The sequence below is a fragment of the Actinomadura physcomitrii genome (assembly GCF_008923205.2).
Lineage (GTDB): Bacteria > Actinomycetota > Actinomycetes > Streptosporangiales > Streptosporangiaceae > Spirillospora > Spirillospora physcomitrii.
On record NZ_WBMS02000043.1, the window covers coordinates 14,826 to 27,652 of the forward strand.

Genomic DNA, 12,827 nt, shown 5'->3' on the forward strand with positions numbered 1-12,827 from the left:
GGCAGGCCCGCCCCGGCAGGCCCGCGCGCGCCCGCCCGCGCGCCTTGCGGGGCGGGCCGTCCGGCGGCACGAACGAAGGGAGCACCGCCGCATGACCGAGATGACGGCGCTCGACACCCTGGTGCCAGGCCCGCTCAGCCTCGCCGGGCACCGCCTCGGCACCCCCCAGCAGGCCGGCGCCCTCACCATGGTGCCGATCTCCGGGCCCGGCCGCCCCGGCTTCGTCCCGCCACGCACCGGGCTGAAGCTGTCGCGCGTCACCGGCTACGGACGCCTCGAACTGCGCAACGGCGCCGCCGACGGCGTCGCGATCGTCCCCCTGCACATCGGCTACGTCCAGGACGCCGCCCAGAACCACGCGCTGTGCCGCTCGGCGTTCCTGGCCCCCGGCCAGACGCTGCTGTTCGAGGACGCCTGCTGCGTCCAGCAGAGCCAGGGCGGCTACCTGGCCGGACGCGACCAGTGGTTCTTCGTGCTGCCCGCCGAACTGCGTGCCCGCGCCCTGCAACTGCGCGGCGTGCACGGCTACGCCAAGCTGTGGGGCGACATCGCCGAGCTCAACCGGCGCTGCGGGCTGCCCGGCCGCGGCCACCTCGAGCAGATCCTGTCGCGCAAGCGGCCCGTCCTCACCCAGTTCCAGAGCCGCCTGGAGCCCCAGCCCGGGCAGGTCGGCGCCCTGTTCCTGGTCGCCGGCGCCTTCGCCGGCCTGGAGATCTGCCCCGACCCGCGGTACTTCGCCGAGATGTGGCCCGCGCTGGCCTGCTTCGCCTACGGCGTCGCCGCCTGGCGCGCCGAACCCGCCCCCGCGCCCGCCGCCCCCTACGACGCCGCCACCCTCGCCGAACTGCGCGGCGCCCTGGACCGCGACCGCGCCGCCCGCCTCGCCGGCATCGCCGCCGCGCTCGCCGCCTCCCCGCTGCGGGAGGCCGCCGACGTGCAGGAGGAGGAGCGCTACCTGGACCTGCGGCTGTCCACCGTCACCGGCCCGCACCTGGCCGGGCAGGTCGTCACCGACGGCGGCCGAGCCGTCTACGCCTCCCTGTTCGCCCGCTGACCCGCCCCCGAAAAAGGGGTTGCCCCCGAGCGGCCCCGCCCAGTTGAATCGGACCACGGGAACTGAGCCGGACCCGTCGGGCGAAAACCCGGATTCCACGTCCGCATCTCGCACGACGCTCATCACGTCGCGAAGCGATCACCAGCCCGACCCGGTGCCGGCCGCCTGTCCCGCCCCCTCAACGCAGGGGCGCGCACCGCCCGCCCTCGGAGCACGGGCCGGCGGACCGCCGCGGACGCGCCGGCGCCGGGGTCAGGCGCCGCGCAGACGGTCCAGGCGGGTGTGGATGCCGGCGAAGTGCGCGCTCATCGCCGCCTCGACGGCCGCGTGGTCCCGGGCGAGCACCGCGGTGTAGATGTCGCGGTGCTTGCGGGCGACGTACTCCGGGGTCTCGTCGGGGGTGCCCAGCTCGTCGCTGAGCTGGTGGTAGACCTGCCAGAACGCGCCGAGGAGGCGGCCGACGAGCGGGTTGCCCAGCGGCCGGTACAGCAGGTCGTGGAAGCGCCGGTCGGTCTCGGGCGCGACCGCGCCGACCAGCGCCTCGGCCTCCATCTGCGCGATCACCTCGCCGACCGGCGACAGCAGCTCGGCGAGGTCGGCGCCGTGCCGGTCGATGAGCCGCGCCGCGAGCCCGTTCTCCAGCACCTCCCGGACCTCGGTGAGATGGGCCAGGTGGTTGCGCTCGTCCTGGGGGGCGATCCGGCTGTGGAAGGCCAGCTCGTCGACCAGGCCGTTCAGCGACATCTGGCCGACGAACATGCCGAACCCGTGGCGGATGTCGACGATGCCGACGGCCTGCAGCGCCTTCAGCGCCTCGCGCACCGAGTTGCGCCCGGTGTCCAGCTCCTCCATCAGCTCGGTCTCGGTCGGCAGCGGATCCCCGGCCGACAGCCCGCGCCGGACGATGATCTCCTTGACCGCCTCCTGCACCTCCAGCGCCCGGCTCGGCCGCCGCCTGCGCGCGGGAGCCGGCGCGGCGGCCTCGGCGGGGGCGCGGTTGTCTCGCAACGTCACGGGATTCTCCTGCTCATCAGCTCTTGACTTCGCGCCGAACGGACTCTTAGTGTCCAACGCCAACAGGTTATAGGACGTGGGACGTCCTGTGTATCACCTTCCCGTTGCCTCTGCCGCCCCGATCAGGAGACATCGTGACAGCCCGTCGCCCAGCCCTCAGCCGCCGCGACTTCCTGCGCTACAGCGGGACGTTGAGCGCCGCGGCCGCCATCTCCAGCACGGTCGCCGCCTGCAGCGGGCCCGCCTCCACCGGCTCGTCCGGCGCGGCCGGCGACAAGGACCTGGTCACCGTGGTCATCGGCTACGGCAACGACCAGAGCTGGGACCCGACCATGACGGCGTCGGCCTTCTCGATGGCCGCCAACAACCACGTCTACGAGGGGCTGGTCGACACCGACCCCATCACCCGCGCCCCCTACCCGGCGCTGGCGACCGCGCTGCCGGCCGACACCTCGGCGACCACATGGAAGTTCACGCTGCGGCAGGGCGCCAAGTGGCACGACGGGCAGCCGGTCACCGTGGACGACGTGCTGTTCTCCTTCGACCGCGCGCTGGACACCGGCACGCTGATCTCCTCGTTCTTCCGCAGCTGGCTGAAGGAGGTCCGCAAGGCCGACGACACCAGCGTCGAGCTCGTCTTCAAGTTCCCCTTCCCCGACGCGCTGCCGCGGCTGACCATCGCCAAGATCATGCCCAAGCACGTGTTCGGCGCCCCGGGCGGCTGGGACGCGGCCAAGAACGGCAAGGCGATCGGATCCGGGCCCTACAGGATGACGGCGCACCACCCGAAGTCCAACACCGCCTTCGAGGCGTTCGCCGGCTACAACGGCCTCCGCAAGCCGGCGATCAAGAAGATGAACTGGCTGTCCATCGTGGACGCCTCGGCCCGCGTCGCCAAGATCTCCGGCGGCGGCGCCGAGGCGCAGATCGCCGACAACGTGCCGTACGCCAACATCGACCAGCTGCGCAAGCAGGGGCTGACCGTGAACGGCGGCAAGGGCATGAACCACATGTTCCTGATGTTCAACACCGCCCAGAAGCCGTTCGACGACGCGCGGGTCCGCCAGGCGCTGTTCTACGCGATCGACACCCGCAAGATGATCGACGTGGCGCTGAAGGGGCACGGCACCCCGGCCAGCAGCTTCCTCAACCAGGAGAACCCCTCCTACGCCAAGGCCAAGACGGTCTACGGCTACGACCCCGGCAAGGCCAAGTCGCTGCTCGCCGCGGCGGGCGTGAAGGACCTGACGGTCAACCTGATGGCGGTCAACGTCAGCTGGATCGCCGACTGCCTGCCGACGATCGCCAACTCCTGGAACGCGGTCGGCGTGAAGACCACGCTGGAGCCGCAGGACACCAGCGCGCTGTTCACCAAGATGGACCAGTCGCAGTCCTACCAGGTGGTCGCCGCCGCCTCCAACCCCAACCAGTTCGGCCTGGACGCCGACCTGATCCTGCGGTACAACTTCACGCCCGGCGGCACCTGGATGAAGTACACCAAATGGGATGACTCCTCCGACGCCAAGGCGGTCTTCGCCCTGATGGACCGTGCCACCCAGGAGCCGGACCGGGACAAGAAGCTGGACCTGGTGCACCAGTACATCGACCTCATCGCCGAGCAGGCCGTGCTCTACCCGGTCGTGCACACCGAGCTGATGACCGCGTGGAACCCCAAGAAGCTCACCGGCGTGCGGGCGCAGGCCTACCCCGGGGTCACCCTGCTGCAGGCCAAGCGCACCTGACCGGCGCCGCCCCTCCGCACCCCGCGCCGCACCCCCCCGCGCCGCACCCCCCGGCGCCGCACACCGATACGCCGGCCCACCGGCGCAGTATCGCGACGCCGACCCGGCGTCCCGCCCCCGACTCCCAGGAGGCCTCCGTGGCAACGATCGCCAGAATGCTGGTACGCCGCGTCCTCATGCTCGTACCGCTGTTGCTGGGCGTCGTGCTGTTCGTGTTCCTCATCATGCGGTTCTCCGACAACAAGCCCGAGTACGCCTACTTCCAGGGCGCCAACCCCACCCAGGCGCAGATCCACCAGTTCCAGGTCGACAACGGGCTGCTCGACCCGCTGCCGGTGCGCTACCTGCGGTTCGTCGGCGACCTGCTGCACGGAGACATGGGCACCAGCGCGCTGACCAAGGCGCCGGTGCGCACCTCGATCGGCACGGCGATGCCGCTGACGCTGCAGCTCACCGCGCTCGGCGTGGTGGTCGCCATCGTGCTGTCGGTGGTGTTCGGCGTGACCGCCGCGCTGTTCCGCGACCGCTGGCCCGACCAGCTCGTGCGGCTGGTGTCGCTGGTCGGCGTGGCCGCGCCGGCGTTCTGGCTCGCCCTGCTGATGATCCAGTACCTGGCGGTCGACCGCGGCTGGTTCCCCACCAGCGGCTACGTCAACCCGGCGGACTCGCCCGGCGGGTGGCTGCGCTCGCTGACCCTGCCCGCGCTGGCGCTCTCGCTGCCGGTCGCCTCCTACCTCACCCGGATCATCCGCACCTCGATGGTGGAGGAGCTCGACAAGGACTACGTGCGCACCGCGATCGGCAGCGGGCTGCCGCCGATCGTCGTGGTCGGCCGCAACGTGCTGCGCAACGCGCTGATCACCCCGCTCACCGTGCTCGGCCTGCGGGTCGGCTACCTGCTCGGCGGCGCCGTCGTCATCGAGACGATCTTCGCGCTGCCCGGGATGGGCCAGCTCATGATCAACGGGGTGCGCAACGGCGACCCGGCGGTCGTGCAGGGCGTCGTGCTCACCATCGCGACCGGGTTCGTGGTCGTCAACCTCGTCATCGACGCCCTCTACCTGCTCGCCAACCCCCGGCTGAGGAGCGCCGCCTGATGCGCCGCGGACTCGCCGACAGGCTCTCGCGCGGACGCGTCGGCTTCCGCCGGCTCGGCCCGGCCGCCTGGATCTCGCTGGGCATCGTCGCCGTCGTCGCCGTCGCCGCGGTGCTCGCCCCCGTGCTCGCCCCGCACTCCCCGTACGTGCAGGAGGCCGCGGGCGGCGGCCCGAGCCCCTCGCACTGGATGGGCCTGGACAGCGCCAACCGCGACATCTTCTCGCGCCTGCTGTACGGGGCGCGCTGGTCACTGGTGATCGGGCTCGGCGCCACCGCCGTCGCCCTGGTCTGCGGCGCCCTGGTCGGCGCGGTCGCCGCGACCGCGCCCCGGTGGGCGGACGAGACGATCATGCGGGTGCTGGACGTGGTCATGGCGTTCCCCGGCATCGCGCTGGCCGCCGTGCTGGTCGCGGTGTTCGGCGGCGGCATCCCCGTGCTGGTGCTGGCGATCGCCTTCCTGAACACCCCGGCCGTGGCGCGCATCGTCCGCGCGAACGTGCTCGCGCAGTACGGCGAGGACTACGTCGCGGCCGAACGGGTCATCGGCGCCCGCGCGCCGCACATCCTGACCCGGCACGTCGCGATCAACTGCGCCGCCCCCGTGCTGGTGTTCTGCACGGTGATGGTCGCCGACGCGATCGTGTTCGAGGCGTCGCTGTCGTTCATCGGCGCCGGCGTGCGGCCGCCCGACCCCTCGTGGGGCAGTGTCATCGCCGACGGCCGCACCATGGTGCTGCTCGGCGGCTGGTGGGCCACCGTCTTCCCCGGCCTGCTGATCCTCATCACCGTGCTCGCCCTCAACATCCTCGCCGAGCGGATCTCCGACGCCTGGGCCGCGCCCGCCCAGCGCGAACCCGAGCGCACCGGAGCCGAGGCCGCCGCCGGCGCGGGCGAGGCGCCGCCCGCGGACGCACCGGACGCAGCGACCGGACCGGACGCCACCGGCGACGCGGTCCCAGCCCCGGCCGAACTGCCCGGCCTCGCCGAGGCCGCCCGGCGGCTGGCCGGCCGCGCCCGCCCGCTGCCCGAGGGCCGCCCCGTCCTCAGCGTCGAGAACCTCGCCGTCGCCTTCGAGGGCCGCCACGACGGCGTGAACGTCGTCGACGGCGTCACCTTCGACGTCCGTCCCGGAGAGGTGCTCGGGCTGGTCGGCGAGTCCGGCTGCGGCAAGTCGCTGACCGCGCTGACGATCATGGGCCTGGAGCCGCGCGGCGCCCGCGCCGGCGGCCAGGTGCGGTTCGCCGGCCAGGACCTGCTGCGGCTGCCGCGCTCGGCGCGGCGGCGGCTGCTCGGCCACGAGATGGCGATGATCTACCAGGACGCGCTGTCCTCGCTGAACCCCGCGATGACCATCAGGGCCCAGCTCAAGCAGGTCGTGCGGCGCGGCGGCCGGCGCAGCCCGGCGGAGCTGCTGGAGCTGGTCGGGCTCGACCCCGCCCGCACGCTGTCGTCCTACCCGCACGAGCTGTCGGGCGGCCAGCGCCAGCGGGTGCTGATCGCGATGGCGCTGTCCCGCGACCCCAAGCTGATCATCGCCGACGAGCCGACCACCGCCCTGGACGTCACCGTGCAGGCCCAGGTGATCGAGCTGCTGCTGCGGCTGCGCGCCGAGCTGGACTTCGCGCTGATCCTGGTCTCCCACGACCTGGCCCTGGTCGCCGACGTCACCGACCGCGTCGCCGTGATGTACGGCGGCCGGATCGTGGAGACCGCGGTGACGTCCGCGCTGGTGGGCGCGCCCGCGCACCACTACGCCCGCGGGCTGCTCGGCTCGGTGCTGTCGATGGAGTCCGGCGCCGACCGGCTCGCCCAGATCCGCGGCACGGTGCCCGCCCCCGCCGACTTTCCGGCGGGCTGCCGGTTCGCCGACCGCTGCCCGGCGGCGACCGAGATCTGCCGCACCCGCACGCCCGTGCTCGAGGGCCCCGACGCCCGGCACGCGGTCGCCTGCCACCACCCGGCGGCCGACCTGACCGTGCCCGTGCCCGCCGCCGGCGCGGCCCTCGCGCCGGCCGACCCACCGGAGGGCTCATGACCGACGACGCGCTGGTGGAGATGGTGGACGTGCACGTCGTCCACAAGGCCCGCTCGGGCGGCCTGCTCGCCCGCGACCGCGTGCACGCGCTCACCGGAGCGGACCTGACCGTGGCGCCCGGCGAGACCGTCGGCGTCGTGGGGGAGTCCGGCTGCGGCAAGTCCACGCTGGCCAAGGTCCTGGTCGGGCTGCAGCGCCCCACCTCGGGAACGGTCCGCTTCCAGGGCCGCGACCTGTGGGCGATGCCGGGCGGCGAGCGCCGCACCGCCATCGGCACCGACGTCGGCCTGGTGTTCCAGGACCCCTCCACCGCGCTGAACCGCCGGCTCCCGGTCCGCCAGGTGCTGCGCGACCCGCTGGACGTCCACCGCGCCGGCACCGGCGCCGAACGCGACGAGCGGGTCCGCGAGCTGCTCGACCTGGTCGGGCTGCCGCAGAGCGCCGCCGACCTGCTGCCCGGGCAGATGTCCGGCGGCCAGCGGCAGCGGGTCGCGATCGCCCGCGCGCTCGCGCTGCGGCCGCGGCTGCTGGTCGCCGACGAGCCGACCAGCGCCCTGGACGTGTCGGTCCGTGCGCAGATCCTCAACCTGCTGCAGGACCTCAAACGGCGGTTCGGGCTGGCGATGGTGTTCGTCTCGCACGACATCCAGACCGTGCGGCGGATGAGCGACCGGGTCGCGACGATGTACCTCGGGAGGATCGTGGAGCAGTCCCCGGCCGCGGCGGTCCCGGGCGCCGCGCGCCACCCCTACACCCGGGCGCTGTTCTCCGCCACGCCCGGCCTGCTCGCCCCGATCGAGCCGATCCCCCTGGCCGGGCCGATGCCGTCGGCGACCCGGCCGCCCAGCGGCTGCCCCTTCCGCACCCGCTGCTGGAAGGCCGACGACCGCTGCGCCGCCGAGATGCCCGCGCCGTCGCGCGACGGCGACGGCCTGTTCCGATGCCACCACCCGGTCCGCTCCGGCGCGACGGACCGCGAACTGATCAGCCAAGCACAGGAGCGTTCATGACCGATGCGGCCCCGCTGTCCGGCGTCGTCCCCCCGGTGTGCACCCCGCTCACCCCCGACCGCGAGGTCGACACCGCGTCACTGACGCGGCTGGTCGACCACCTGCTCGACGGCGGGGTGAACGGGCTGTTCGTCCTCGGCTCGTCGTCGGAGGCCGCGTTCCTTCCCGACCGGCACCGCAGGACCGTCCTGGACACCGTCCTCGGCCACGTCGCCGGACGGGTCCCCGTGCTCGCCGGCGTGATCGACATGACCGCGCCCCGGGTCGTCGACCACGTGCGCGCGGCCGTGCGGGCGGGCGCGGACGGCATCGTGGCGACGGCGCCGTTCTACACCCGCACCCACCCCAGCGAGATCGCGGTCCACTTCCGGACGATCGCCGCGCACGCCGACGTCCCGCTGTACGCCTACGACCTGCCGGTGTCGGTGCACAGCAAGCTCACCGCCGACCTGCTGCTGGACCTGGCCGCCGAGGGGGTCCTCGGCGGGCTCAAGGACTCCAGCGGCGACGAGGCCGGGCTGCGCGAGGTGATCCTCGGCCGGCGGGACCGCGACCTGCCCGCGTTCTCGGTGCTGACCGGCTCGGAACTGACCGTCGACTCGGCGCTGTGGATGGGCGCCGACGGCGTCGTCCCCGGGCTCGGCAACGTCGACCCGCACGGGTACGTCCGGCTCTACCAGGCCGCCGCGCGCGGCGACTGGGAGACCGCGCGCGCCGAGCAGGAGCGCCTGTTCCGGCTCTTCCGGCTCGTGCACGTCGGCGGCCCGCACATGGGCCGCGGGTCCTCCGCGCTCGGCGCGTTCAAGGCCGCGCTGTTCCTGCGCGGCGTCATCGACCACCCGACGACCGCGCTGCCGCAGATCCCGCTCGACGACGACGACATCTCCCAGGTCAGGAAGTACCTGTCCGAAGCCGCCCTCATCTGACCGGCGACCCGGCGGCGGCGCCGGGCACCACCCCCTGAACGAGAGGACACCGTGGCTCTTTTCAGCGTTTCCCTGCGCCGGACGACGGCGGTCGCGGCGGCCGCCGCGACCGCACTGGCATGCACCACCTTCGGCGCGGCGGCCGAAGCGTCACCGCCGGCACCGGAGTTCTCCGAGCAGGTCCTGTTCGCCCAGCACACCGAGGGCTATTTCTGCTTCCGCATCCCCGCCGTGGTGAAGGCGCTCGACGGCACGCTGCTCGCCTTCGCCGAAGGGCGCAGGAACAGTTGCGGCGACGCCGGCGACATCGACCTGGTGCTGCGCCGCTCCGCCGACGGCGGCCGCACGTGGGGGCCGCTGCAGGTCGTGCTGCCCGGCAACGGCGACACCCGCGGCAACCCCGCCCCGGTCGTGGACCGGCGCACCGGCCGCATCGTGCTCATGACGACCTGGAACCCCGGCGACGACGACACGATCCGGCACCCGTTCGTGCAGTACAGCGACGACGACGGCGCCACCTGGTCCGCCGCGCGCGACCTCACCGGCCAGCTCGTCAAGCCGGAGTGGAACTCCTGGTACGCCACCGGCCCGGGGCACGCGATCCAGTTGCGGCACGGTCCGCACGCGGGACGCCTCATCGTCCCGGCCAACCACGAGGGCGGCGGCGGCGCGGCCGAGGGCGGGCCGCAGGGCGTCCACCTCGACTACAGCGACGACGGCGGCGCCACCTGGAAGATCGGCGCGGACGACACGCGCACCACCGACGACGTCACCCCCAACGAGTCGACCGCCGCCGAACTGCCCGACGGCCGCATCTACGTCAACGCGCGCGACAACAGCGGCACCGACCCGGGCAACCGGAGCGCCGCCGTCAGCAGCGACGGCGGCGCCACCTTCGACGCGCCGTTCCGCACGCTGCCGAAGCTGGACGCGCCCAGGGTGGAGGGCTCGGTGCTCGCGGTCGGCCGCAAGCTGCTGCTGTCGGTCCCCGCCCACCCCGTCACCCGCGAGGTCATGGCGGTCCGCTCCTCCTCCGACCAGGGCCGCAACTGGCAGCAGACCGGCAAGGTCGTCTACTGGGGGCCGTCCGCCTACTCCGACATGACCGACCTCGGCGGCGGCCGCATCGGCCTGATGTACGAGGCGGGCCAGACCTCCCCGTACGAGTCGATCCGCTTCGCCGCGTTCAACCAGGCGTACCTGGACACGCCCAACGGGACGCCCCCGGGCCTGCCGAAGCCGCCGCAGCCGGGCCCGACGACCCCCGACCGGTCCGGCCACCGCAACGACGGGTACGTCCGCGGCGCGATGAGCAGCCCGAGCGAGTTCGACGGCGTCGACGACCACGTGCAGGTCCCCTGGAACCGGTCGCTGGACCTCGGCGACGGCGACTTCACCTGGGCGGCGCGGATCCGCTACGGCGACACCACCGGAACCCGCACGATCCTGTGGGCCTACCGGGTCGGCAGCGGCGCCCCGGAGATCTGGCTGCGGGCCGAGCCGGCGAGCCACCGCATCCGCGGCTTCATCCAGACCGACCTGGGCCAGGTCGCGGTCGACACGGCGCAGGCGTACAACGACGGCCAGTGGCACGAGGTCGTCCTGCGACGCTCCGGCGGACGGCTCACCCTCAGCGTCGACGGGCAGGCCGCGTCGGTCGCCGCCCCCGGCGGATCGGTGACCGAGGGCAAGCAGTTCACCATCGACGGCATCGACGTCGGCCAGCGCCTGGACGGCGCCCAGCACTTCCACGGATCCATCTCCGACGTGCGCGTCTACGACCGCGCGGTTCCCGACGCCGGCCTGGCCGCCGCGCGCGGCGGCCTGCGGCTGTGGCTCCCGCTGGACAGGATCGACCCGCAGCGATGAACGGCACGGCCCCCGACCGGAGCAGGGAGCGGCACGGCGTGGACAGGATCGCCGGTCTCCGAGACCGCCTGGGCATCGCCTACGGCGGCGACTACAACCCCGAGCAGTGGCCGCAGGAGGTCTGGGACGAGGACGTCCGGCTGATGAAGGAGGCCGGCGTCTGTCTGGTCAGCGTCGGCATCTTCTCCTGGGCGTCGGTCGAACCGCGCCCCGGCCGCTACGACTTCGGTTGGCTCGACCAGGTCATGGACCGGCTCGCCGACGGCGGCGTCGCCGCCTGCCTGGCCACCATGACGGCCTCACCGCCGCCCTGGCTGACCGCCCGCCACCCGGAGATCCTCACCGTCCGGGCGGACGGCCGGACGATCTCGCCCGGCGGCCGGCAGCACTACTGCCCGTCCAGCCCCGTCTACCGCGAGCACGCCGTCCGCCTGGCCGAGCAGGTCGCCGCGCGCTACGCCGGCCACCCGGCCCTGGCGATCTGGCACGTCGGCAACGAGTACGGCAACGTCGTCCCCTGCCACTGCGAGGCGTCCGCGCAGGCGTTCCGGCGCTGGCTCGAAGACCGGTACGGCTCCGTCGAGGGCCTCAACGACGCCTGGTCGACGAGCTTCTGGTCCCAGCGCTACGGCTCCTTCTCCGAGGTGCTGCCGCCGCGGTCGCCGGCGCCGTTCCCCAACCCCGCCCACGACCTCGACTACGCCAGGTTCACCTCCGACGAGCTGCTCGCCTGCTACCTGGCCGAAAAGGCGGTGCTGCAGGACATCACCCCGGACGTCCCGGTGACCACCAACTTCCCGCCGTCGCTGCGCCCGGTCGACCTGTGGACGTGGGCGCCGCACGTGGACGCCGTCGCCTACGACGCCTACCCCGACCCCGCCGACACCGGCGCCGCCGCCAAGGCCGCCTTCACCTACGACGTCATGCGGTCGCTGCGCGGCGGGCAGCCGTGGCTGCTGATGGAGCAGGCGCCGGGAGCGGTCAACTGGCGGCCCCGCAACGCGGCCAAGCCGCCCGGCGTGATGCGGCTGTGGAGCTGGCAGGCGGTCGCGCACGGCGCCGACGCGGTGATGTTCTTCCAGTGGCGGCAGTCGCGGGGCGGCGCTGAGAAGTTCCACTCCGCGATGGTCCCGCACGCCGGACCCTCCAGCCGGATCTTCTCCGAGGTGCGCGAGCTGGGCCGGGAGCTGGCCGCCGCGCGCGCACTGGCCGGCGCGCGGGCGCCCGGCGCCGATGTCGCGGTGGTGCTGGACTGGCCGAGCTGGTGGGCGCTGGAAGGCGACGCGCACCCCAGCTCGCACCTGCGGTTCCTCGACGCCGCCTGGGCCTGCCACCGGCCGCTGTACGACGCCGGCGTCGCCTGCGACGTCGTCGCGCCCGACGCGGACCTGGCCGGCTACCGGCTCGTCGTCGTGCCGAACCTCTACCTGGCCTCCGCGGACGCCGGCGGCAACCTGGAGCGCTACGTCGAGGGCGGCGGCACCCTGGTCATGTCGTTCTTCTCCGGCATCGTCGACCCGTGCGACCGCGTCCACCTCGGCGGATACCCGGCGCCGTTCCGGCGGGCGCTCGGCCTGCGCGTCGAGGAGTTCGCGCCGCCCGCCGCCGGGGAACCGGTCGCGCTGTCGGAGGGCTCGGGAAGCGTCTGGGCGGAGGAGGTCGTCCCCGAAGGCGCCGAAACGATCGTGTCCTTCACCGGCGGCGCCCTCGCCGGCCGGCCGGCCGTCACCCGGCACCGCTTCGGCCGGGGCACCGCGTGGTACCTCGCCACCCGGCCCGACCCGGCGACGATGCGGCGCCTGTTCGACCGGATACGCCGGGAGGCCGGTGTGGAGCCCGTCCTGCCGGGGCTGCCCGAGGGCGTCCAGGCCCGCGCCCGGCGGACGGCCGACGGCCTGCGGCACATCGTGCTGAACCACGGGCCGGCCGAGGCCGCCGTCGAGCTCCCGGCACCGATGCGCGACGAGCTGTCGGGCGCCGGTCCGCTCACCACCCTGCGCCTGGCCGCCGGGGACGTGGCGCTGTTGCGCCCGGCCTGACCGCCGCCCGCGCGCATGCCCGCCGGGCGCGGCGGCGGGC

Annotated in this window: 9 protein-coding genes; 8 read left to right on the forward strand and 1 reads right to left on the reverse strand. The window is 73.8% G+C overall.

Annotation, left to right across the window (positions count from 1 at the left end; translation table 11 throughout):
- Positions 1–91: 91 nt before the first annotated feature.
- The gene (locus tag F8568_RS37205) at positions 92–1,054 is read left to right on the forward strand and encodes an ARPP-1 family domain-containing protein (protein WP_151598322.1); all 963 of its coding nucleotides are present in this window, start codon (positions 92–94) and stop codon (positions 1,052–1,054) included.
- Positions 1,055–1,306: 252 nt separating this feature from the next.
- On the opposite strand, the gene F8568_RS37210 is transcribed toward F8568_RS37205, so the two are convergent.
- Positions 1,307–2,068: a FadR/GntR family transcriptional regulator gene (locus tag F8568_RS37210; RefSeq protein ID WP_202125778.1), complete on the reverse strand. Its 762-nt coding sequence runs from the start codon at positions 2,066–2,068 to the stop codon at positions 1,307–1,309.
- Positions 2,069–2,202: 134 nt separating this feature from the next.
- On the opposite strand from F8568_RS37210, the gene F8568_RS37215 reads away from it, so the two are divergent.
- The 7 genes from F8568_RS37215 to F8568_RS37245 all read left to right on the forward strand — a co-directional run bounded on the left by F8568_RS37215 (position 2,203) and on the right by F8568_RS37245 (position 12,787).
- Positions 2,203–3,810 (forward strand): ABC transporter substrate-binding protein, encoded by a 1,608-nt coding sequence (locus tag F8568_RS37215; protein WP_328601191.1) that lies wholly within the window; start codon positions 2,203–2,205, stop codon positions 3,808–3,810.
- Positions 3,811–3,947: 137 nt separating this feature from the next.
- The gene (locus F8568_RS37220; RefSeq protein ID WP_151598323.1) at positions 3,948–4,907 is read left to right on the forward strand and encodes an ABC transporter permease; all 960 of its coding nucleotides are present in this window, start codon (positions 3,948–3,950) and stop codon (positions 4,905–4,907) included.
- The gene (locus F8568_RS37225; protein WP_151598324.1) at positions 4,907–6,943 is read left to right on the forward strand and encodes a dipeptide/oligopeptide/nickel ABC transporter permease/ATP-binding protein; all 2,037 of its coding nucleotides are present in this window, start codon (positions 4,907–4,909) and stop codon (positions 6,941–6,943) included. The genes F8568_RS37220 and F8568_RS37225 overlap by 1 nt, the downstream gene beginning before the upstream one ends.
- Entirely contained in the window at positions 6,940–7,953 is a 1,014-nt protein-coding gene (locus F8568_RS37230) for an oligopeptide/dipeptide ABC transporter ATP-binding protein (protein ID WP_151598325.1), read from the forward strand. The genes F8568_RS37225 and F8568_RS37230 overlap by 4 nt, the downstream gene beginning before the upstream one ends.
- Positions 7,950–8,879: a dihydrodipicolinate synthase family protein gene (locus F8568_RS37235; RefSeq protein ID WP_151598326.1), complete on the forward strand. Its 930-nt coding sequence runs from the start codon at positions 7,950–7,952 to the stop codon at positions 8,877–8,879. The genes F8568_RS37230 and F8568_RS37235 overlap by 4 nt, the downstream gene beginning before the upstream one ends.
- Positions 8,880–8,930: 51 nt before the next feature.
- Positions 8,931–10,748, forward strand: a complete 1,818-nt coding sequence (locus F8568_RS37240) for an exo-alpha-sialidase (protein WP_202125779.1) — start codon at positions 8,931–8,933, stop codon at positions 10,746–10,748.
- A 38-nt stretch (positions 10,749–10,786) separates the two neighbouring features.
- On the forward strand, positions 10,787–12,787 hold the full coding sequence (locus F8568_RS37245) for a beta-galactosidase (RefSeq protein WP_202125780.1): 2,001 nt from the start codon (positions 10,787–10,789) through the stop codon (positions 12,785–12,787).
- Positions 12,788–12,827 lie beyond the last annotated feature (40 nt).

Excerpts from the sequence above, each read along its gene's own strand:
- F8568_RS37235 (WP_151598326.1), top strand. The coding sequence starts at position 7,950 with ATGACCGATGCGGCCCCGCTGTCCGGCGTCGTCCCCCCGGTGTGCACC.
- F8568_RS37205 (WP_151598322.1), top strand. The coding sequence starts at position 92 with ATGACCGAGATGACGGCGCTCGACACCCTGGTGCCAGGCCCGCTCAGC.
- F8568_RS37225 (WP_151598324.1), top strand. The coding sequence starts at position 4,907 with ATGCGCCGCGGACTCGCCGACAGGCTCTCGCGCGGACGCGTCGGCTTC.
- F8568_RS37230 (WP_151598325.1), top strand. The coding sequence starts at position 6,940 with ATGACCGACGACGCGCTGGTGGAGATGGTGGACGTGCACGTCGTCCAC.